Annotated in this window: 20 protein-coding genes; 3 read left to right on the forward strand and 17 right to left on the reverse strand. The window is 59.0% G+C overall.

All coding sequences use genetic code 11. The annotated features are described in order from the left end of the window. Positions 1 to 96: 96 nt before the first annotated feature. A complete protein-coding gene (locus AD669_RS25855) occupies positions 97 to 1062 on the reverse strand; it encodes a GlxA family transcriptional regulator (RefSeq protein ID WP_053124824.1) in 966 nt (321 codons plus the stop codon). Positions 1063 to 1286: 224 nt separating this feature from the next. On the opposite strand from AD669_RS25855, the gene AD669_RS25860 reads away from it, so the two are divergent. Then, positions 1287 to 1928 carry an HD domain-containing protein gene (locus AD669_RS25860; RefSeq protein ID WP_053124826.1) on the forward strand — a complete coding sequence of 214 codons (642 nt, stop codon included), beginning with the start codon at positions 1287 to 1289 and terminating at the stop codon, positions 1926 to 1928. Positions 1929 to 2017: 89 nt separating this feature from the next. Here the strand turns inward: AD669_RS25860 and AD669_RS25865 are convergent, their stop codons facing one another. From AD669_RS25865 to AD669_RS28510, 8 genes are all read right to left on the reverse strand, one after another. Next, positions 2018 to 2908 carry an ABC transporter permease subunit gene (locus AD669_RS25865; RefSeq protein WP_053124828.1) on the reverse strand — a complete coding sequence of 297 codons (891 nt, stop codon included), beginning with the start codon at positions 2906 to 2908 and terminating at the stop codon, positions 2018 to 2020. Further along, positions 2905 to 3786, reverse strand: coding sequence for an ABC transporter permease subunit (locus AD669_RS25870; RefSeq protein WP_172680169.1), 882 nt, complete (start codon positions 3784 to 3786; stop codon positions 2905 to 2907). Before AD669_RS25870 ends, AD669_RS25865 begins: the two co-directional genes overlap by 4 nt. Positions 3787 to 3821: 35 nt before the next feature. After that, complete coding sequence (locus AD669_RS25875; protein ID WP_008085321.1) at positions 3822 to 4964, reverse strand: ABC transporter ATP-binding protein; 1143 nt, start codon at positions 4962 to 4964, stop codon at positions 3822 to 3824. 66 nt (positions 4965 to 5030) lie between these two features. Next, positions 5031 to 6128, reverse strand: coding sequence for a polyamine ABC transporter substrate-binding protein (locus AD669_RS25880; RefSeq protein ID WP_053124832.1), 1098 nt, complete (start codon positions 6126 to 6128; stop codon positions 5031 to 5033). Between the two features lie 186 nt (positions 6129 to 6314). Then, entirely contained in the window at positions 6315 to 7427 is a 1113-nt protein-coding gene (locus AD669_RS25885) for a polyamine ABC transporter substrate-binding protein (protein WP_053124834.1), read from the reverse strand. 171 nt (positions 7428 to 7598) lie between these two features. Continuing rightward, positions 7599 to 8963, reverse strand: a complete 1365-nt coding sequence (locus AD669_RS25890; RefSeq protein WP_053124836.1) for an aspartate aminotransferase family protein — start codon at positions 8961 to 8963, stop codon at positions 7599 to 7601. 56 nt (positions 8964 to 9019) lie between these two features. Beyond that, complete coding sequence (locus tag AD669_RS25895) at positions 9020 to 10378, reverse strand: glutamine synthetase family protein (protein WP_007913846.1); 1359 nt, start codon at positions 10376 to 10378, stop codon at positions 9020 to 9022. Between the two features lie 93 nt (positions 10379 to 10471). Beyond that, a complete protein-coding gene (locus AD669_RS28510; protein WP_156316191.1) occupies positions 10472 to 10828 on the reverse strand; it encodes a glutamine amidotransferase in 357 nt (118 codons plus the stop codon). Positions 10829 to 11106: 278 nt separating this feature from the next. Here AD669_RS28510 and AD669_RS25900 point away from each other — a divergent pair, with 278 nt between their 5' ends. After that, complete coding sequence (locus AD669_RS25900) at positions 11107 to 12483, forward strand: glutamine synthetase family protein (protein WP_007913842.1); 1377 nt, start codon at positions 11107 to 11109, stop codon at positions 12481 to 12483. A gap of 270 nt (positions 12484 to 12753) precedes the next feature. Further along, positions 12754 to 13386, forward strand: a complete 633-nt coding sequence (locus AD669_RS25905) for a TetR/AcrR family transcriptional regulator (protein ID WP_053124838.1) — start codon at positions 12754 to 12756, stop codon at positions 13384 to 13386. Positions 13387 to 13572: 186 nt separating this feature from the next. Here AD669_RS25905 and AD669_RS25910 read toward each other — a convergent pair whose 3' ends face one another. From AD669_RS25910 to AD669_RS25945, 8 genes are all read right to left on the reverse strand, one after another. Then, entirely contained in the window at positions 13573 to 13788 is a 216-nt protein-coding gene (locus AD669_RS25910) for a molybdopterin-binding protein (RefSeq protein WP_003229256.1), read from the reverse strand. Positions 13789 to 13894: 106 nt separating this feature from the next. Then, positions 13895 to 14701, reverse strand: a complete 807-nt coding sequence (gene ssuB / locus AD669_RS25915) for an aliphatic sulfonates ABC transporter ATP-binding protein (RefSeq protein WP_053124840.1) — start codon at positions 14699 to 14701, stop codon at positions 13895 to 13897. Continuing rightward, a complete protein-coding gene (gene ssuC, locus AD669_RS25920; RefSeq protein ID WP_053124842.1) occupies positions 14698 to 15480 on the reverse strand; it encodes an aliphatic sulfonate ABC transporter permease SsuC in 783 nt (260 codons plus the stop codon). Before ssuC ends, ssuB begins: the two co-directional genes overlap by 4 nt. 8 nt (positions 15481 to 15488) lie before the next feature. Further along, on the reverse strand, positions 15489 to 16637 hold the full coding sequence (gene ssuD, locus AD669_RS25925) for an FMNH2-dependent alkanesulfonate monooxygenase (protein WP_008085337.1): 1149 nt from the start codon (positions 16635 to 16637) through the stop codon (positions 15489 to 15491). A gap of 25 nt (positions 16638 to 16662) precedes the next feature. After that, on the reverse strand, positions 16663 to 17628 hold the full coding sequence (locus AD669_RS25930) for a sulfonate ABC transporter substrate-binding protein (protein ID WP_053124845.1): 966 nt from the start codon (positions 17626 to 17628) through the stop codon (positions 16663 to 16665). Positions 17629 to 17718: 90 nt separating this feature from the next. Beyond that, complete coding sequence (ssuE, locus tag AD669_RS25935; RefSeq protein ID WP_053124847.1) at positions 17719 to 18312, reverse strand: NADPH-dependent FMN reductase; 594 nt, start codon at positions 18310 to 18312, stop codon at positions 17719 to 17721. Positions 18313 to 18646: 334 nt separating this feature from the next. Beyond that, the gene (locus AD669_RS25940) at positions 18647 to 19285 is read right to left on the reverse strand and encodes a peroxiredoxin (protein WP_053124849.1); all 639 of its coding nucleotides are present in this window, start codon (positions 19283 to 19285) and stop codon (positions 18647 to 18649) included. A gap of 295 nt (positions 19286 to 19580) precedes the next feature. Then, positions 19581 to 20939 carry an OprD family porin gene (locus AD669_RS25945; RefSeq protein ID WP_053124851.1) on the reverse strand — a complete coding sequence of 453 codons (1359 nt, stop codon included), beginning with the start codon at positions 20937 to 20939 and terminating at the stop codon, positions 19581 to 19583. Between the last annotated feature and the right edge of the window lie 208 nt (positions 20940 to 21147).

Consider the following 21147-nt stretch of genomic DNA (forward strand, 5'->3'; position numbering starts at 1 on the left):
CGATTATGGATTCGATACAGCAACATCACGTCGGCGTATCTCCCCAATATCCCCGAATCGGCCCCCTCTCCCTCTGGGAGAGGGCTGGGGTGAGGGTCAAACCATCACCGCAAAATTCAGCCGAAACTGCTGCGGCGTCACGCCCAACCGTCGATTGAACACCCCGCGCATATGCTGCGCATCGCGAAACCCGCACTGATACGCCACCGTCTTCAACGGCGCCGCCGTGCTCTCCAGCATCACCCGCGCCGCATCCACTCGCGCCCGCTCGACAAACTCCGCCGGCGTCACCTTCGCTTCCCGGGCAAACACGCGCGAGAAATTACGCGCGCTCATGTTCGCCGCGTTGGCCAGATCGGCAATGGTCAGATCGCCGGTCAGATTGGCCAGCACGTACAACTGCACCATCGCCACCGCCGACGTCGGCTCCGCGTGCGGCGTGAGGAACGGGCTGAACTGCGACTGCCCGCCCGAGCGCTGAGTGAACACCACCAGCCGCTTCGCCACACTGAGCGCCACTTCAGCACCGTGATCACGCGCCAGTAAATACAGCGACAGATCGATCCCCGCCGTCACCCCGGCCGAGGTGTAGAGCGTGCCGTCCTCGACGTACAAACGATCCGCGTCCACCTGCGTCGATGGACACAACTGCGCCAAGGCTTCGGCATCGTTCCAGTGCGTGGTCACGGTGCGCCCTTCCAGCAACCCGGCGCGGGCGAGCATGAAAGCGCCGTTGCAGATCGAGCCGAAACGCTCAGCGCGACCGCAGGCGTCGCGCAGCCAGGTGTCGAACATCGCACCGAAATCCATGAACGGCAGTTGCGGCCCGCCGGCGACCAGCAGCAGGTCGTAGGCGTCCAGCGCTTCGCTGAAATGGCGATGGGCGTTGAGGATCAAGCCGTTGGAACAGGCCATCGGTATTCTTTCCAGACCGATCACTTCCAGCCGATAGTGATCTTCCGGCGCGAGGAAGCGGTTAGCCTCGGCGAACACATCCATGGGGCCGGTGACGTCGAGCGACTGCACACCTGCGAACACCACGATGGCGACGGTTTTGTTCATGGCTGTGGATTCCCTTTCAAGAGCAAAAGATCGCAGCCTTCGGCAGCTCCTACAGGTGTCCGCTTTCTCATGTAGGAGCTGCCGAAGGCTGCGATCTTTTAGCTTGGCACGATTTGCAGGTGGATTGGCAAGGATCGCAGCCATGCGCCGATTGTTCGCTTGCAGCGTCGGGAACAGACTTTCCCCATCAGCGCCACGACGGCGCTTTCAGAAAGGAAAGCACCATGAGCACGACCATCGCCGGCATCAAAATCCCCGACAGCGCCCTCGCCCGCGCCACCACCGAGTACATCCGCGACATCGAATCCGATCTGCTTTACCACCACTCGCGCCGGGTATTTCTGTTCGGCGCGCTGAGCGGTGAACGCCAGCAACTGGCCTACGATCCAGAGCTGCTCTATGTCGGCGCGATGTTCCACGACCTCGGGCTGGTCGAAGGCCATCGCAGCGCTGACGAGCGTTTTGAAGTGGACGGCGCCAACGCGGCGGCGGCGTTTCTCAAGCCGTACGGTTTGAGCGATGACGACATCGAGCAGGTCTGGTTATCGATCGCCTTGCACACCACACCGGGCGTGCCGAAACACTTGCGGCCGACCGTGGCGCTGGTGACGGCGGGTGTCGAGATGGACGTGCTGGGCATGGATTACGCGGCGTTCAGCACCGTGCAGCGCGAAGCGGTGGTGCATGCGCATCCACGTGGGGAAGGTTTCAAGGAATGCATCATCTGCGCGTTCGCCGACGGCTTGCGCCATCGTCCGCAGACCACGTTTGGCAACGTGAAGACCGATGTGCTGAAGGATCAGGTGCCGGGGTTCAAACCGATGAACTTCGTCGAAGTCATCCGCAATTCCCCTTGGGTGAACTGAGGGCAAAATCAAAAGATCGCAGCCTGCGGCAGCTCCTACATTGGAATGTGTTCCCTGTAGGAGCTGCCGCAGGCTGCGATCTTTTGCTGTTAGGCCGCTTCCGGCGCAGGCGCGCGGCGTACGTCCGGTTGCTTCCACGAATCGGCAGCGCTTTCTTCGATGGCTTGCTGGATGGCTTTCTTGCGCGCTTCTTCGGCACGGCGGCTGAAGAACCAGACAAGGAACGTCACGATCGATACCGCCAACAGAATCAAGCTCGCCACGGCGTTGATCTCAGGCTTCACGCCCAGACGCACCGCCGAGAACACTTCCATCGGCAGGGTCGTCGAACCCGGGCCGGAAACGAAGCTCGCCAATACCAGATCGTCCAGCGACAGGGCGAAGGACATCATGCCGCCCGCCGCCAGCGATGGCGCGATCATCGGGATGGTGATCAGGAAGAACACCTTCCACGGACGCGCGCCAAGGTCCATCGCCGCTTCTTCGATCGACAGGTCGAGCTCACGCAGACGCGCCGACACCACCACCGCCACGTACGCCGCACAGAACGTCGTATGCGCGATCCAGATGGTGACGATGCCGCGTTCCTGCGGCCAGCCGATCATCTGCGCCATGGCCACAAACAGCAGCAACAGCGACAGACCGGTGATCACTTCGGGCATGACCAACGGCGCAGTCACCAGGCCGCCGAACAGCGTGCGCCCCTTGAAGTGAGTGATACGGGTCAGCACGAATGCCGCCAGCGTACCCAGCGCCACCGCTGCCACCGCCGTGTAGCAGGCGATTTCCAGCGAGCGCACCACCGAGCCCATCAGTTGGGTGTTGTCGAGCAGGCCAACGTACCACTTGATCGACCAGCCGCCCCACACCGTCACCAGTTTCGAGGCGTTGAACGAGTAGATCACGAGGATCAGCATCGGCAGGTAGATGAACAACAAACCCAGTACCAGCATCAGGCTGGAGAAACGGATGCGCTTCATTCTTTACCCTCCATTTCCTTGGCCTGACTGCGGTTGAACAGAATGATCGGCACAATCAGGATCGCCAGCATCACCACCGCCAGCGCGGACGCCACCGGCCAGTCACGGTTGTTGAAGAACTCTTGCCAGAGCACTTTACCGATCATCAGGGTTTCCGGACCACCGAGCAGTTCCGGGATCACGAACTCGCCCACCACCGGGATGAACACCAGCATGCAGCCGGCAATAATCCCGTTCTTGGACAGCGGAATGGTGATTTTCCAGAAGCTGTTGAAAGTGCTCGAACCGAGGTCGGAAGCGGCTTCCAGCAGGCTGTGATCGTGCTTCACCAGGTTGGCGTACAGCGGCAGGATCATGAACGGCAGGTACGAATAGACAACACCGATGTACACCGCGAGGTTGGTGTTGAGGATCTGCAGCGGCTCGTCGATAAAGCCCATGCTCATCAGGAAACCATTGAGCAGGCCGTTGTTGCTGAGGATGCCCATCCACGCGTAAACGCGGATCAGGATCGCCGTCCAGGTCGGCATCATGATCAGCAGCACCAGCACCGTTTGCATCTCTTTACGGGCGGTGGCGATGGCATAGGCCATCGGGTAACCGATCAACAGGCAGAGGACGGTGCTGATCAGCGCCATCTTCAACGAGCCGAGGTAGGCGGCGATGTATAACTCGTCGCCCGCCAGCATCGCGTAGTTGCCCAGGTTCAGCAGCAGTTGCAGCTTCTGCTCAACGAAGGTGTAGATCTCGGTGTACGGCGGAATCGCCACATCGGCTTCGGCGAAGCTGATCTTCAAAACGATGAAGAACGGCAACATGAAGAACAGGAACAGCCAGATGAACGGAACCCCGATGACCAGTTGCCGGCCACTGGGGATTATTCGGTTGATGCGGCGTTTGAATTTGCGCATGTTCATGAGCGAAGTACCACGCCGCTGTCGTCTTCCCAGTACACGTAAACCTGATCACCCCAGGTCGGACGTGCGCCACGGCGTTCGGCGTTGGCCACGAACGACTGCACCAGTTTGCCGCTCGGCAACTCGACGTAGAACACCGAGTGACCACCCAGATAGGCGATGTCGTGCACCTTGCCGCTCGACCAGTTGTACTCGCAGGTCGGTTGATCGGCGGTGACCAGCAGCTTCTCCGGACGAATCGCGTAAGTCACCGATTTGTCCTGCACCGAAGTGCTGATGCCGTGGCCGACGTAGATCTGCCGATCAAGGTCTTTGCAGGTGATGGTCGCGTGGCCTTCGGCGTCGTCGATCACTTCGCCTTCGAAGATGTTGACGTTACCGATGAATTCGCAGACCAGACGACTGGTCGGGGTTTCGTAGATATCGATCGGGCTGCCGATCTGGGCGATCCAGCCCAGGTGCATGATCGCGATGCGCTCGGCCATGGTCATGGCCTCTTCCTGGTCGTGCGTCACCATCACGCAAGTCACACCCACGCGCTCGATGATCTCGACCAGTTCCAGCTGCATTTGCGAACGCAGCTTCTTGTCGAGTGCGCCCATTGGTTCGTCGAGCAACAGCAGCTTCGGCCGTTTGGCCAGCGAACGCGCCAGTGCCACACGCTGACGCTGACCGCCGGACAGTTGATGCGGCTTGCGCTTGGCGTACTGGCTCATCTGCACGAGCTTGAGCATTTCGGCCACGCGGGCATCGACTTCAGCCGCCGGAATCTTGTCCTGCTTGAGGCCGAAGGCAATGTTCTGCGCCACGGTCATGTGCGGGAACAAGGCGTACGACTGGAACATCATGTTGATCGGACGTTCGTACGGCGGCATGTCGGTGATGTCGACGCCGTCGAGGAAAATGCGCCCCTCCGTGGGCCGTTCGAACCCTGCCAGCATCCGCAGCAGAGTGGATTTGCCCGATCCCGATCCGCCGAGCAGAGCGAAGATTTCGCCCTTTTTGATTTCCAGGGACACATCGTCCACGGCAATCGTCTCGTCGAACTTCTTCGTGACCCGGTCGATTTTGACCAACACCTGTTTCGGTGTCTGGTCGCCCTCGAGGGCTTTCTTATAGGCGCCGGAGGCAACTGCCATTTACGAAACTCCCAGATAAAAACAATGCAGTCCGCCCCGCAAGGCGAACCCAGGATAGTGTGTGCCTTACATCCCCGACTTGACCTTGGTCCAGCTGCGGGTCATCAGACGCTGAATGTTCGGTGGCAACTCGGTCGACACGTAGGCCTTGTCGATAACGGCCTGCGGTGGGTACACCGACTCATCGGTACGGATGGACTGTTCCATCAGTTTGTCCGACCCAGGGTTAGGGTTGGCGTAACCGACGTAATCACTGACCTGGGCAATCACCTCAGGTTTCAGCAAATAGTTGATGAAGGCATGAGCCTCCTTCACGTTCGACGAATCCTTCGGAATCGCCAGCATGTCGAACCACAACGCGCCGCCCTCTTTCGGCACCGAGTAGGCGATGTTCACGCCTTTCTTGGCTTCGGCTGCGCGGTTCTTCGCCTGGAAAATATCGCCGGAGAAACCGATGGCCACGCAGATGTCGCCGTTGGCCAGGTCGCCGATGTATTTCGAGGAGTGGAAGTAGGTCACGTAAGGACGCACCGCGAGCAGCTTGGCGGTGGCTTTTTCGTAGTCCTTGGGATTGGTGCTGTTGGCGTTCAGGCCCATGTAGTTAAGCACGGTCGGCATCATTTCATCCGCCGAATCGAGGAACGCTACGCCGCAACTTTGCAGCTTCTTGATGTTCTCTGGTTCGAACAAAACACCCCAGGAATCGATCTTGTCGACACCCAGCACAGCCTTCACTTTATCGACGTTGTAACCGATGCCGTTGGTGCCCCACAGGTACGGCACGGCGTACAGGTTGCCCGGATCGTTCTGCTCCAGACGCTTGAGCAACGCCGGGTCTAGATTCGAATAGTTCGGCAGTTGTGAGCGGTCGAGCTTCTGGAACGCGCCTGCCTTGATCTGCTTGCCGAGGAAGTGGTTCGACGGCACGACCACGTCGTAACCGGTGCGCCCGGCCAGCAGTTTGCCTTCCAGGGTTTCGTTGGAGTCGAACACGTCGTAAACCGGTTTGATCCCGGTGGCTTTCTGGAAGTCAGCCAGGGTCGTCTCGCCGATGTAGTCCGACCAGTTATAAATATGCACCGTACCGGCGGCCTGGGCACCGACAGCAATCGTCAGGCCGGCAGTGGCCAGCAGGGCATTGCGCAAAGAAGAAAAAATAGGCAAGTGGAGGTCCTCTAAATTAGTTGGGCCCAAGTTGCCCCGCGCTGCATGACAGCCATGGCTGCCCGGCAACAAAACCGGCGCGCAACTTACCCTCGAAAAACCGTTCCAGCAAAACTTTTGTCATTTAATTGATCCGCTGGCCGCCATCGCGAGGGCGACGGCCAGCGGTTATTGCTTCAAACCGGCTTATTTACCGGATTTGATCTTGGTCCAGCTGCGGGTCATGATCCGCTGAGTTGCGGCCGGCAAGTCGGCGATCGCGTACAGCTTGGCCAGTACGTCAGCCGGTGGGTAAACGCCCGGGTCGCTGGTGATGTCTTTATCAACCAGTGGCGTTGCAGCGGCGTTACCGTTCGGGAAGCGTACGGCGTTGGTGATTTCCGCCATGATTTCCGGCTTCTGCAGGAAGGTCATGAACTTGTAGGCGCCTTCGACGTTTTCGGCATCTTTAGGGATGGCGACCATGTCGTAGAAGCTGCCCGCACCTTCTTTCGGAATGTTGTAGCTGACTTTCACCTTGTCACCGGCTTCAGCCGCGCGGGACTTGGCCTGGTAGATGTCACCCGAGTAACCGACGGCGACGCAGATATTGCCGTTGGCCAGGTCGGAGATGTACTTGGACGAGTGGAAGTAAGCGATCGAAGGACGCACCTTCATGATCAGCGCTTCAGCCTTGTCGATGTCTTCTTTCTTCTGGCTGTCGGTTGGCAGGCCCAGGTAGTGCAACGCCACCGGAATCATCTCGGTTGGCGAGTCGAGCAGGCTGATGCCGCAGGATTTCAGCTTGGCCGCGTTTTCCGGCTTGAAGATCAGATCCCACGAATCGACAGGTGCGTCGGCACCCAGTGCAGCCTTGACCTTCTCGGCGTTGAAGCCAATACCGATCGAGCCCCACATGTACGGGAAAGCGTGCTCGTTGCCCGGGTCGCTGACCGACACGGCTTTGAGCAAATCGGTGTTGAGGTTTTTCCAGTTAGGCAGCTTGGACTTGTCCAGCGTCTGGTAAACACCGGCCTTGATCTGCTTGGCGAGGAAGTTGTTCGACGGTACGACGATGTCGTAGCCGGACTTGCCTGCGAGCAGTTTGGCTTCGAGGGTTTCGTTGCTGTCGAAGACGTCGTAAACGACTTTGATGCCCGACTCGTCTTCAAACTTCTTGATGGTGTCCGGAGCGATGTAGTCCGACCAGTTGTAGACGTGCAACACCTTGTCGTCCGCCTGAGCCGCAGCCGCCATGATTCCCATCAGGGACATGGCGAGCAGAGTCTTGCCAGCGAGCTTTTTGCCTAATGCCTTCATGCGTAATGCTCCAAATTTTCTTTTTTTGAACCACTTTGTTCAGCGGCCGAACCCGGACAACTGGAACCGCGGCTAGTCTGGCAAGATCCGAGGCGGTCTTTCAAGAAAAGACCAGCCTTTCTGACAGCTTTGAGCGAGAGCGCCGCAGCTCCCCCGCTCAGAGCCTAGCACTTAGCCCTGCAACGCACTGAGGGTCAGATCCAGGCACTTGCGTGCCTTTGTAACCAGTTCATCGATCTCCGCTTTGCTGATCACCAGCGGCGGCGCGATGATCATGGTGTCGCCGACAGCGCGCATGATCAGGCCGTTATCAAAGCAGAACTGACGGCAGATCATGCCGACGCCCTTGCCTTCGTAACGCTTGCGAGTGGCCTTGTCCTGCACCAGCTCGATGGCCCCCAACAGACCGACGCCGCGAACTTCACCCACCAACGGGTGATCATTCAGTTCCCGCAGACGTTTCTGCAAATACGGTGCCGTTTCGTTGTGCGCGTTCTCGATAATTTTTTCGTCGCGCAGAATGCGGATGTTTTCCAGACCCACCGCTGCCGCCACCGGGTGACCGGAGTAGGTGAAGCCGTGGTTGAAATCGCCACCTTCGTTGAGCACTGCCACCACGGTGTCGCGCACGATCAGGCCACCCATCGGGATGTAACCGGAGGTCAGGCCTTTGGCGATGGTCATCATGTCAGGCTTGAGGTCGTAGAAATCGCTACCGAACCACTCACCAGTACGGCCGAAACCGCAGATCACTTCGTCCGCGACGAACAGGATGTCGTACTTGGCGAGAATTTCCTTGATGCGCGGCCAGTAGGTGTCTGGCGGAATGATCACGCCGCCGGCGCCCTGAATCGGCTCGGCAATAAAGGCACCGACGTTGTCGACGCCGACTTCGAGAATCTTTTCTTCCAGCTGATTGGCCGCCCAGATACCGAACTCTTCCGGGGACATGTCGCCACCTTCAGCGAACCAGTACGGCTGCGCGATGTGGACGATGCCCGGGATCGGCAAGTCGCCCTGTTCGTGCATATAGGTCATGCCACCGAGGCTCGCGCCGGCCACGGTCGAACCGTGATAACCGTTCTTGCGGCTGATGATGACTTTCTTGTTTGGCTGGCCTTTGATCGCCCAGTAGTGGCGAACCATACGCAGCATGGTGTCGTTGCCTTCGGAGCCGGAACCGGTAAAGAACACATGGTTCATGCCTTCTGGCGCCACGTCGGCGATCGACTTGGCCAGTTCCAGTGCCGGCGGGTGCGCGGTCTGGAAGAACAGGTTGTAGTACGGCAGTTCACGCATCTGTCTGGCGGCGGCGTCGGCCAGTTCATCACGACCGTAACCGATGGCCACGCACCACAGACCGGCCATGCCGTCGAGGATCTTGTTGCCCTCGCTGTCCCACAGGTACACGCCCTTGGCGCTGGTAATGATCCGCGGACCTTTCTCTTTCAGCTGCTTGAAGTCGCTGAACGGCGCCAGGTGGTGATCATTGCTGAGTGCTTGCCACTCGCGGGTTTGCGGGTTGTTGCTGGTCATGCCAATTCTCCTTGTTATCGGTGAAGGCGCGGCGTCTGCACGCCGCGCCCGGCGTATCAGACGGCGAAGAGCAGGTACTCGCGCTCCCACGAACTGATCACGCGCTTGAAGTTTTCATGCTCGGCCCGCTTGACCGCGACGTAGCCAGTGATGAAAGTTTTGCCCAGGTACTTCTCGATGGTTGCACTGTTTTCCATACGCTCCAGTGCATCCTCGATGGTCAGCGGCAGGCGCAGGTTGCGGCGTTCATAACCGCGTCCGACCACTGGCGCACTCGGGTTGAGGCCTTCGACCATGCCGATGTAACCGCAGAGCAGGCTCGCGGCAATCGCCAGGTACGGGTTGGCGTCGGCGCCCGGCAGGCGGTTTTCGACGCGACGGTTCTGCGGGCCGGCATCCGGTACGCGCAGACCCACGGTGCGGTTTTCTTCGCCCCATTCCACGTTCACCGGTGCCGAGGTGTCCGGCAGGAAGCGGCGGAACGAGTTGACGTTCGGCGCGAACAACGGCAACAGCTCAGGAATCAGTTTCTGCAAACCACCGATGTGGTGCAGGAACAGCTGGCTCATGGTGCCGTCTTCATTAGAGAAGACGTTTTTGCCGGTTTCGATGTCGATGATGCTCTGGTGCAAGTGCATCGCACTGCCCGGCTCGCCCGTCATCGGTTTGGCCATAAAGGTCGCAGCCACATCGTGCTTGAGCGCGGCTTCGCGCATGGTGCGTTTGAACACCAGAATCTGGTCAGCCAGCGACAGTGCGTCGCCGTGACGGAAGTTGATTTCCATCTGCGCCGTGCCGTCTTCGTGGATCAGCGTGTCGAGATCCAGCTCTTGCAGTTCGCACCAGTCGTAGACGTCTTCGAACAGCGGGTCGAATTCGTTCGCCGCTTCAATCGAGAACGACTGACGACCGATTTCCGGACGGCCCGAGCGACCGATTGGCGGCTGCAATGGATAGTCAGGGTCGTCGCTGCGCTTGGTCAGGTAGAACTCCATCTCCGGCGCGACGATTGGCTGCCAGCCCTTGTCGGCATAGAGTTTGAGGACTTTCTTGAGGACGTTGCGCGGCGACAGCTCGATCGGGTTGCCTTGCTTGTCGTAGGTGTCGTGGATCACCTGCGCGGTCGGCTCGATGGCCCACGGCACCATGTACACGGCGTTCTGGTCGGGACGGCAGATCATGTCGATGTCGGCCGGGTCGAGCAGTTCGTAATAGATGTCATCTTCGACGTAATCGCCGGTCACCGTCTGCAACAGAACGCTCTCTGGCAGGCGCATGCCTTTTTCGGCGATGAACTTGTTGGTCGGCGAAATCTTGCCACGGGTGATCCCGGTCAAGTCGGCGATCATGCATTCGACTTCTGTGATCTTGTGGTCTTTCAACCAATCGGTGAGCTGGTCGAGGTTGTTACTCATAGATGCCTCTGGGCTGAGTCTCCTGACGCTATGTCAGGCAAAGTTTGACGCCGGGGCGTCGCGATAAAGGGCTTGCTTGTGCGCAGTGCGGGCTTACGCCAGGCACCGCGCATAGACAATGAAAGAGGAGCTTACCTGCCCTTTACGCTGGCGTTGCATTTCCTGTGCACAGTTCAGGCGTGCAGAATCGTGAGCACGGCTTGGCAGCCGGCACAGGCTTTGAGAGTAAAAGAGATCTATATTGGAAGGGGACGCCATAAACAGAGTGCCTTGTCGTACGTCCAGAATATCGGACGCTGCCGTTTTGCCTGCTGCTGACGAGAACCTCGTCGACAGGCTGCGCGCCTTATTGGCGGAGCGTTGGACGGATTTGTCGCCACTGATGTGATAAGCATGCAGACCGGACTGTTGCGAGCAGTCGGTGATGCCGATTAACGGCAGGCGAGACATGAAGCACCCCGGTATTATTGCTGTTATGGGTTTGATCCGAGCTTAGCCTTGTTCATTTTTTTACACAACACCCCCGTAAAAAATACAACACGGCCTGCTCAAGCCCGCGGGTGGCAAGCGTCCCGGCGTCTCAAAAGCGCCCCAAAGTGCCCCATAAATGCCCTTGCAGCGCTTTTTTAGGGCAAAAAAGGCCTCGCTTGACTTCGGCAGGCCGTTCGGGTTGACTGAAACCAGAAAAGATCAATGATTGATATTTTTAACAACAAAGGTGTTGCATCATGTCGGTACCCCCGCGTGCCGTTCAGCTTAACGAAGCGAACGCGTTCCTTAAGGAACATCCTGAGGTTCTGTACGTTGACCTTCTGATTGCGGATATGAATGGTGTGGTGCGCGGCAAGCGCATTGAACGCACCAGTCTCCACAAGGTTTACGAGAAAGGCATCAACCTGCCGGCCTCTCTATTTGCTCTGGACATCAACGGCTCCACGGTGGAAAGCACCGGCCTGGGTCTGGACATCGGCGACGCCGATCGAATCTGCTATCCAATCCCCGATACTCTGTGCAACGAGCCATGGCAGAAGCGCCCAACCGCGCAACTGTTGATGACCATGCACGAACTCGAAGGCGACCCTTTCTTCGCCGATCCGCGCGAAGTGCTCCGTCAAGTTGTTGCAAAGTTTGACGAGCTGGGCTTGACCATCTGCGCCGCATTCGAACTCGAGTTCTACCTGATCGACCAGGAAAACGTGAACGGCCGTCCACAGCCGCCACGCTCGCCGATCTCCGGTAAACGTCCGCACTCGACTCAGGTCTACCTGATCGACGACCTCGACGAATACGTCGACTGCCTCCAGGACATTCTGGAAGGCGCGAAAGAGCAAGGCATCCCGGCCGACGCCATCGTCAAGGAAAGTGCCCCGGCGCAGTTCGAAGTGAACCTGCACCACGTCGCCGACCCGATCAAGGCCTGCGACTACGCGGTACTGCTCAAGCGTCTGATCAAGAACATCGCTTACGACCATGAAATGGACACCACCTTCATGGCCAAGCCGTACCCGGGCCAGGCAGGTAATGGTCTGCACGTACACATTTCGATTCTGGATAAAGAAGGCAAAAACATTTTTGCCAGCGAGGATCCCGAGCAGAACGCCGCGCTGCGTCACGCGATCGGCGGTGTGCTCGAGACCCTGCCCGCGCAGATGGCTTTCCTCTGCCCGAACGTCAACTCCTACCGTCGTTTCGGCGCACAGTTCTACGTGCCGAACTCGCCGTGCTGGGGTCTGGACAACCGCACCGTGGCGATTCGCGTACCGACCGGCTCGTCCGATGCCGTACGTATCGAACACCGCGTGGCCGGCGCCGACGCCAACCCGTACCTGCTGATGGCTTCGGTACTGGCCGGCGTGCACCACGGTCTGACCAACAAGATCGAGCCGGGCGCGCCTGTCGAAGGCAACAGCTACGAGCAAAACGAGCAAAGCCTGCCGAACAACTTGCGCGATGCCCTGCGCGAGCTGGACGACAGCGAGGTGATGGCCAAGTACATCGATCCGAAGTACATCGATATCTTCGTCGCCTGCAAGGAAAGCGAGCTGGAGGAGTTCGAACACTCCATCTCCGACCTTGAGTACAACTGGTATTTGCATACCGTTTAAGCGGTTGTAGCACCAAAAAGAACGCCGTCGGCTGATTCAGCCAACGGCGTTTTTTTATGGCCAAACACAAACCCTGTGGCGAGGGGATTTATCCCCGATCGGCTGCGCAGCAGTCGTAAAACCTGAGAGCTGGATACTCCTGACACACCGAGTGGGATGGCTTTGGGGCTGCTTCGCAACCCATCGGGGATAAATCCCCTCGCCACAGGGTACTGGCAGACAACACGGAAGCCGGCTCGTACAATGCCCGCTGCCCCGCAGGAGACTTTCATGACGCGTCCCGCCCCCGTTCGCAAACCCCGTGCCCGCAGTCAGGCGCGCATCGATTCGATACTCGACGCCGCGCGCACGTTGCTGGCCGCCGAGGGTGTGGCGAGTCTTTCGATCTACAGCGTCGCCGAGCGCGCGCAGATTCCGCCCTCCTCCGTGTACCACTTTTTCGCCAGCGTACCGGCCTTGCTCGAAGCGCTGACGGCGGATGTTCATGCGGCGTTTCGCGCCTGCCTGCAAGCGCCGATCGATCACGAAGCGCTGCGCGACTGGCGCGATCTGTCGCGGTTGGTCGAGCAACGGATGCTGGAGATCTACGACGAAGACGCCGCCGCACGTCAGTTGATTCTCGCTCAGCACGGTTTGACCGAAGTGACTCAGGCAGACCGCCAGCACGACATTGAGCTGGGCGACCTGATGCACAAGCTGTTCAATCATCACTTCGAGTTGCCGAGGCTGCCGGAGGATGTTGATGTGTTTGCCTTGGCGATGGAGTTGGGCGACCGGGTGTATGCGCGCTCGGTGCAGCAGCATGGGCAGATCACCCCGCGCATGGCCGAGGAAGGGATGCGCGTGTTTGATGCCTATATCGGCCTGTATCTGCCACCTTATCTGCCCAAAAGAGATCTCTAGCGCCCTTACCGGCCCCTTCGCGAGCAAGCTCGCTCCCACAGTGATTTGTGCTGAACACAACACCTGTGAACAACACAGAACCTGTGGGAGCGAGCTTGCTCGCGAAGGCCGCGCCGCCGATTTCAAGCCAGACACAAAAAACCCCGAAGGGCTCACGCCCTCCGGGGTTGTTTTTTACTCACTGGCTTACAACTTGGCGATCGACACCTCGGTGGATTTCACAAAGGCGATCACTTCGCTGCCCACCACCAGTTCCAGCTCCTTGACCGAACGCGTGGTGATCACCGAAGTGACGATGCCCGAAGCGGTTTGCACGTCGATTTCCGACAGCACGTCGCCGAGGACGATTTCCTTGATCGAGCCTTTGAACTGGTTGCGCACGTTGATGGCTTTAATAGTCATGATATTTCTCCTGAGGTCGAAATAAGCGGCAAGTGGCAAGCTTCAAGCGGCAAGCAAAAGCACAGCGCGTCTACTTGTAGCTTGTAGCTTGAAGCTCGCAGCTGCTTCATTGCGCCCAACGCAATTGCGTAGGCAGTGGTGAAACAGGTTCCGGCGCCGGCGGTTCGCCGGGCAGGGACAAAACTCGGTTGAGCACTTCGGTTTCCAGCGCGGCCAGTCGGTGCGAACCGCGTACCCGTGGGCGCGGCAGTTCGACGTGCAGGTCAAGGCCGACTTCGCCGTCCTCGATCAGAATCACCCGGTCGGCAATCGCCACCGCTTCGCTGACGTCGTGGGTCACCAGCAACACCGTGAAGCCGTGTTGCTGCCAGAGACGTTCGATCAGTTGCTGCATTTCAATGCGGGTCAGCGCGTCCAGTGCGCCGAGCGGTTCGTCGAGCAACAGCAGGCGCGGCTGATGGATCAGCGCCCGGGCCAGTGCGACGCGCTGCTTCTGCCCACCGGACAAAGCCGCCGGCCACTCATTGGCGCGATCGGCCAGGCCGACTGCTTCCAGCGCATCCAATGCCTGCGGACGCCAGTTGCCTTTAAGGCCGAGCCCAACGTTGTCGATGATCTTTTTCCATGGCAGCAGACGCGCTTCCTGGAACATCAATCGGGTGTCTTCCCGCGCATCGCTGAGCGGCGCAGAACCGGCGAGCAAGTCGCCGCCAGTCGGTTGATCGAGGCCGGCGAGCAAGCGCAGCAAGGTGCTTTTGCCGCAGCCACTGCGCCCGACCACCGCGACGAATTGCCCCGCCGGAATGTGCAGATCGATGTCACGCAGCACCTGCCGCGCGCCGAAGGTTTTCTGCAGGTTGCGCACCGCCAGCGGAATCCCGCGCAGCAGGCGTGGAGGTTGTTGAGCGGTCATGCTGCACCTCCTTTGGCAACCTGATAGGCCGGATGCCAGCGCAACCACACACGCTCAAGTCCACGGGCGGCGAGGTCGGCGAGTTTGCCGAGCACCGCGTAAAGCAGAATCGCCAGCACCACTACGTCGGTCTGCAAAAACTCCCGGGCGTTCATCGCCAGGTAGCCGATGCCGGAGCTGGCGGAAATGGTTTCGGCGACGATCAGCGTCAGCCACATAAAGCCCAGTGCGAAGCGCACACCGACCAGAATCGAAGGCAGCGCGCCCGGCAGAATCACCTGCCAGAACAGGCTGAAACCGGACAGGCCATAACTGCGCGCCATCTCCACCAGCGCCGGATCAACATTGCGGATGCCGTGATAAGTGTTGAGGTAGATCGGGAACAACGTGCCCAACGCCACCAGAAAAATCTTCGCCGACTCGTCGATGCCGAACCACAGGATCACCAGCGGAATCAGCGCCAGGTGCGGCACGTTGCGGATCATCTGTACCGAGCTGTCGAGCAAGCGTTCGCCCCATTTCGACAGGCCGGTAATGAAACCCAAGACCAGACCGATGCTGCCGCCGATGGTGAAACCGAGCGCCGCGCGCCAGCCGCTGATCGCCAGGTGCGTCCAGATTTCGCCGCTGCGCACCAGGTTCACGCCGGCTTCGATCACTGCCACCGGTGCCGGCAGAATCCGTGTCGACAACCAGCCCGCCGACACCGACAACTGCCACACCGCCAGCAACAACACCGGCAACGCCCAGGGCGCGAGGCTGTGGATGATTTTTTTCATGGCGCGCCTCAGCTCTGCGACGCTGCTTTGGGAAGAATGTCGTTGGCGACCATCTCGCCGAACGGGCTGACGTAACCGGCGCTTTTCGGCAGTTCCGGACGCTCGATGTCGAGGTGCGGGAACAACAGTTCAGCAACGCGATACGACTCTTCAAGGTGTGGATAACCGGAGAAGATAAAGGTGTCGATGCCCAAATCCGCGTACTCCTTCACGCGAGCGGCCACAGTCGGGCCATCGCCGACCAGCGCCGTACCGGCACCGCCGCGCACCAGACCAACACCAGCCCAAAGATTCGGGCTGACTTCGAGGTTGTCGCGGCTGCCGCCGTGCAGGGCGGCCATGCGTTGCTGGCCGACCGAATCGAAACGCGCCAGCGACGCTTGAGCGCGAGCGATGGTGTCGTCGTCCAGATGCGAGATCAGCCGATCCGCCGCTTGCCACGCTTCTGCGTTGGTTTCACGAACGATCACGTGCAGACGAATGCCGAAGCGTACGGTGCGGCCGAGTTTGGCGGCTTTGGCGCGAACTTGGGCAATCTTCTCGGCGACGGCTGCTGGCGGCTCGCCCCAGGTCAGCACCATTTCCACTTGTTCGGCGGCCAGATCCTGCGCCGCTTCCGACGAGCCACCGAAGTACAGCGGCGGACGTGGTTGCTGGATCGGCGGATAGAGCAACTTCGCGCCTTTCACGCTGATGTGCTCGCCGTCGTAATCAACGGTTTCGCCTTCCAGCACACGGCGCCAGATGCGGGTGAATTCCACCGAGGCTTGATAGCGTTCTTCGTGGCTGAGGAACAGACCGTCACCAGCCAATTCTTCTGGGTCACCGCCGGTTACCAGGTTGAACAGCGCACGGCCGCCGGACAGACGATCCAGTGTCGCTGCCTGCCGCGCCGCGACCGTCGGGGAAATGATCCCGGGGCGCAGCGCAACAAGAAACTTCAGACGCTGGGTCACCGGGATCAGCGACGCCGCCACCAGCCACGAGTCTTCGCAGGAACGGCCGGTCGGAATCAGCACGCCGCCGAAACCCAGACGATCCGCCGCTTGCGCGACCTGTTGCAGATAACCGTGGTCGACGGCGCGAGCGCCTTCGGCGGTGCCAAGGTAATGGCCGTCACCGTGGGTAGGCAGGAACCAGAAGATATTGAGGCTCATGGAGTGGTCTCCTTGGGGATTCGAATTACAGCGCTTTGGCCACAGCGGCCGGTGGTGTCCAGATCACATCCTTGATGCTCAGCGGCTTCGGAATCAGCTTGAGCTGGTAGAACGTGTCAGCGATTTTTTGCTGCGCGGCGACCACTTCCGGGGTCAGGAACAGTGCGCCGTAGCCCTGGCGTTTCACCGAGGTCAGGGTGATGTCCGCCGGCAGGCCGAGCAGTGGCGCGACTTGTTGAGTCACGTCTTCAGGGTTGGCTTTCGACCACTCGCCGACGGCGCGCACTTCCTCAACGAGGGCTTTGATCACCTCAGGATTTTTCTGTGCGTAAGGCTTGGTGGCGAGATAGAACTGGTGGTTGTCGACGATGCCCTTGCCATCGCGCAGGGTGTGCGCTTGCAGTTGTTTTTCGGCGGCGGCCTGGTACGGATCCCAGATGACCCAGGCGTCAACGCTGCCACGTTCGAACGCAGCGCGAGCATCAGCTGGCGGCAAGAATACGGTTTGAATGTCGGTGTACTTGAGACCGGCATCTTCCAGCGCACGCACCAGCAGGTAGTGGACGTTGGAGCCTTTGTTCAGCACGACTTTCTTGCCCTTGAGATCAGCCACCGATTTGATCGGCGAGTCTTTCGGCACAAGGATCGCTTCGCTGTTGGGCGCTGGCGGTTCGTAGGCAACGTAGAGCAGATCAGCGCCAGCAGCCTGAGCGAACACCGGTGGAGTTTCGCCAGTGACACCGAAGTCGATCGAGCCGACGTTCAGGCCTTCCAGCAACTGCGGGCCGCCGGGGAACTCAGTCCATTGCACGTCGACGCCTTGGGCGGCCAGACGTTTTTCCAGCGTGCCTTTGGCTTTGAGCAGCACCAGCGTGCCGTATTTCTGATAACCAATCCGAAGTGTCTCGGCTTGAGCTTGAGTAATGGCGCCGAAGGTGACAGCCGCAGCAAACAGAGCGACCAGACCACGACGCAAAAATACAGTGCGCATAGCGCTCTCCTTTTTGCTGTTGGGTTTTGGCTGCACCTGCTTGGCCGTTAGCGGCTGAGTAAGGTGAAGTACATCAAATGCGGGTGAGGCTTAAATGCTCCAGCGAGCACTCAACAAACGTTCGTTCAACAGGCCCGGTTCCAGCGGTTTCGGGCGGCGGGCCATGGCGCCGACAAACTGATCCAGCGCTTCATGCAGTCGCTGCTCCAGCGCCGGTGCCAGTTGCGCGGCAGCACTGCCTTCGCCGTAAGCAATCTGGCTGTCCTCGGCGAAAATCCCCTGGAGCATTTCCTGGGCTTTCAATGCCGACAGCACAGGCTTGAGCGCGTAATCGACCACCAACATGTGGGCGATGCTGCCGCCGGTGGCCATCGGCAAAACAATCTTGTGATTCAGGGCACGCTCTGGGAGCAGGTCCAGCAGCGTCTTCAACGCGCCAGAAAAAGACGCTTTGTAAACCGGTGTGGCGATCAACAGCCCGTCAGCGTTTTCAATCTGTTGCAGCAGGTCGAGCACCTTCGGGCTGTCGAAGCGGGCATGGAGCAAATCCTCGGCCGGGAAATCCCGAATCTGATAACTCACCACTCCCACGCCTTGCTGCTGCAACCAACGTTGCGAGCGCTCCAGCAGCACCCCGGAACGGGAGCGCAGGCTGGGACTGCCACCGAGTGAGACAACCAGCATTGAGACGATTCCTTAAGCATTACAGGCGATTCGCGGGTTGCGATCTCGCTTCGATGGGAGTGACCTTACCAGCTGATTTATATATCCATAAATCATATTTATTCATTTGGTTATGCGTTTTGGAGATATGCGGATTGCTTTGTTTCAGGCGAAAAAAAAGGCCGTCGAAACGGCCTGAAATCCCCTGCTTAGTAGCTACCACTGATCGTTCCCACGCTCTGCGTGGGAATGAATCCATGGACGCTCCGCGTCCACTGTGACGCAGAGCGTCACGGGCGGCATTCCCACGCGGACGGTTCGACGTCTCGACGTGGGAACGATCTGCCCGGTGAGATCACTTGTTCGGCTGTGGCGTCAGGCGCAGATACGGCTTCACCGCCCGATAGCCCTTCGGAAAGCGCTGCTTGATCTCTTCCTCGTCCTTCAACGAAGGCACGATCACTACCTCATCACCGTCCTGCCAGTTGGCCGGCGTGGCCACTTTGTAGTTGTCGGTGAGTTGTAGCGAATCGATCACCCGCAGAATCTCATGGAAGTTGCGCCCGGTGCTCGCCGGGTAGGTGATGGTCAGGCGAATCTTTTTGTTCGGATCGATCACGAACAGCGAACGCACGGTCAGCGTGTCGTTGGCGTTCGGGTGGATCAGGTCATACAAATCCGAGACCTTGCGATCGGCATCGGCCAGGATCGGAAAGTTGACGACGGTGTTCTGGGTTTCGTTGATGTCTTCGATCCACTTGTGGTGCGAGTCCACCGGGTCGACCGACAGCGCAATGGCTTTGACGCCGCGCTTGCTGAATTCATCTTTGAGTTTGGCGGTGAAACCCAGCTCGGTGGTGCACACCGGGGTGAAGTCCGCCGGGTGGGAGAACAGCACGCCCCAGCTATTGCCCAGCCACTCGTGAAAACGAATCTTGCCGGCGCTGGAATCCTGTTCGAAGTCGGGGGCGATGTCGCCGAGTCTGAGGCTCATGGTGCTGCTCCTGATGAGTTGTTGGAGACCTCAACTGTAGCTCGGGATTTGCCATTCTGAAAAAGAATAAATAATCAGATATCTAGATCATAAGTGAATATTAAACATCTGTTCACTGGACGCTGAACGGCATCCCGACGAACATCGGTCGCAAGGTTCGAGAAGGCCTTGAGTTGCAGTAAAGAGGGAAATTCGGGGAGGGCTTACGGGGGTGGGCCTGACTCGAAAACGCAAAAGCCCCGTCCGGCGCGATGCCGGACGGGGCTTTTTTTACGTCAGATACTTGAAAACGCTATTACAGCAGCGGCAGCGAGTAGCTGAGGATCAGACGGTTTTCGTCCTGGTCGCGCTGACCGGCGATGTCGTTGCGCCACGAAGCGTTTTTCCACATGAAGCCCACGTTCTTCAACGGGCCTTCCGGGATCACGTACGCGACGGTCAAATCGCGTTCCCACTCGGAAGCGCCATTCGAGGTTTGAACGCGACCGGCGTTGTAGGTATCGATGTTGTCGCCACGCAGGTAAACCATGCCAGCGGTCAAGCCAGGCACGCCCACTTTGGCGAAGTCATAGGAGTAGCGTGCTTGCCAGGTGCGCTCGCCGGCACGGCCGAACTTCTGGATTTGCATGTCGGTGATGGTGTAGTTCGACGAACCGTCGCCCTGGTTCAGCCAAGGGAAGTCGCTGCTGCCGTTGCTGACCTGATAGCCACCACCGAAGGTGTGACCGGCAACGGTGTACAGGAACAAGCCGCTGTACAGGTTGTTGTCGACTTTACCGCGACCGTTGGCGAAACCAGCGTAGCTACCGGTGCTGTAGTAAGCAGGCGTGTCGCCGTTGGCGCCGTCATCGGAGCTGTTGAAGTAACGCAGATCGGACTTCAGCACGCCCGGGCCGATTGCCCAGTTGTGAACCAGACCCAGGAAGTGTTGCTTGTAGAAATCTTCCAGGTTGCCGTAGTAGTACTGGGCAGTCAGGTCTTTGGTGATTTTGTAGTCACCACCGGCGTAGATGAACTTGTTGCTGTCGCGACCGGTGATGGTTGGGCTGTTAGCGCCACCAATCGACAGTTGCTCGTTGTTGCTGGAGTTACGACCTTTCACGGCTTCGATCTGACCACCGACCAGGGTCAGGTCTTTGATGTCGCCGGAAGTGATCTGGCCACCCTGCCAGGTTTGTGGCAGCAGACGACCGTCGTTGGTCACGATGACCGGCAGTTTTGGCTGCAGGGTGCCCAATTTCAGTTCGGTCTGGGAGATCTTGGCTTTGGCAGTCAGGCCCAGGCTCGAGTAGTTATCAACCGCTTCGCCGTTGGACTTGCTCGGGAACACAGTGCCGCCGTAAGAGGTAGCAGTAGCGCCGTTAGTGCCGCCGCCCGAATCCAGCTTGATGCCCAGCAGGCCGATGGCGTCGATACCGAAGCCGACGGTGCCTTGGGTGTAACCGGAGATGAAACGCAGATCGAAGCCTTGGCCCCATTCTTCGTTCTTGCTCTGAGCGCCAGCGGCTTTGGTGCCGGAGTCACGGTTATCAGTGTTGATGTAGAAGTTACGCAGCCCCAGTGTGGCCTTGCTGTCTTCGATGAAACCGGCGGCGCCTGCCTGCTGCGCCATAACCCCTACGGCCACAGCCAGGGCCAAGGTGGACTTGTTCATGTATAGCTCCTCTCGTTTCTAATTTTTGTGTTCCTGGCCCGGGGTCTGATGCCCTGGATCCTAAGATGCGCGATTAGCGCCAGACCGTGACTGACAAGTCAATCGTAACCTCGTGTGTCTACGACCAAGGTCTAATCGCAGTTATTTGGGTCCCTGCACAGTACTGATTTCCTGATAACCCCAAAAAGAATTATTTCATTCTTTTTAA

This window comes from Pseudomonas sp. P1.31 (assembly GCF_001269815.1).
Taxonomy (GTDB): domain Bacteria; phylum Pseudomonadota; class Gammaproteobacteria; order Pseudomonadales; family Pseudomonadaceae; genus Aquipseudomonas; species Aquipseudomonas rustica.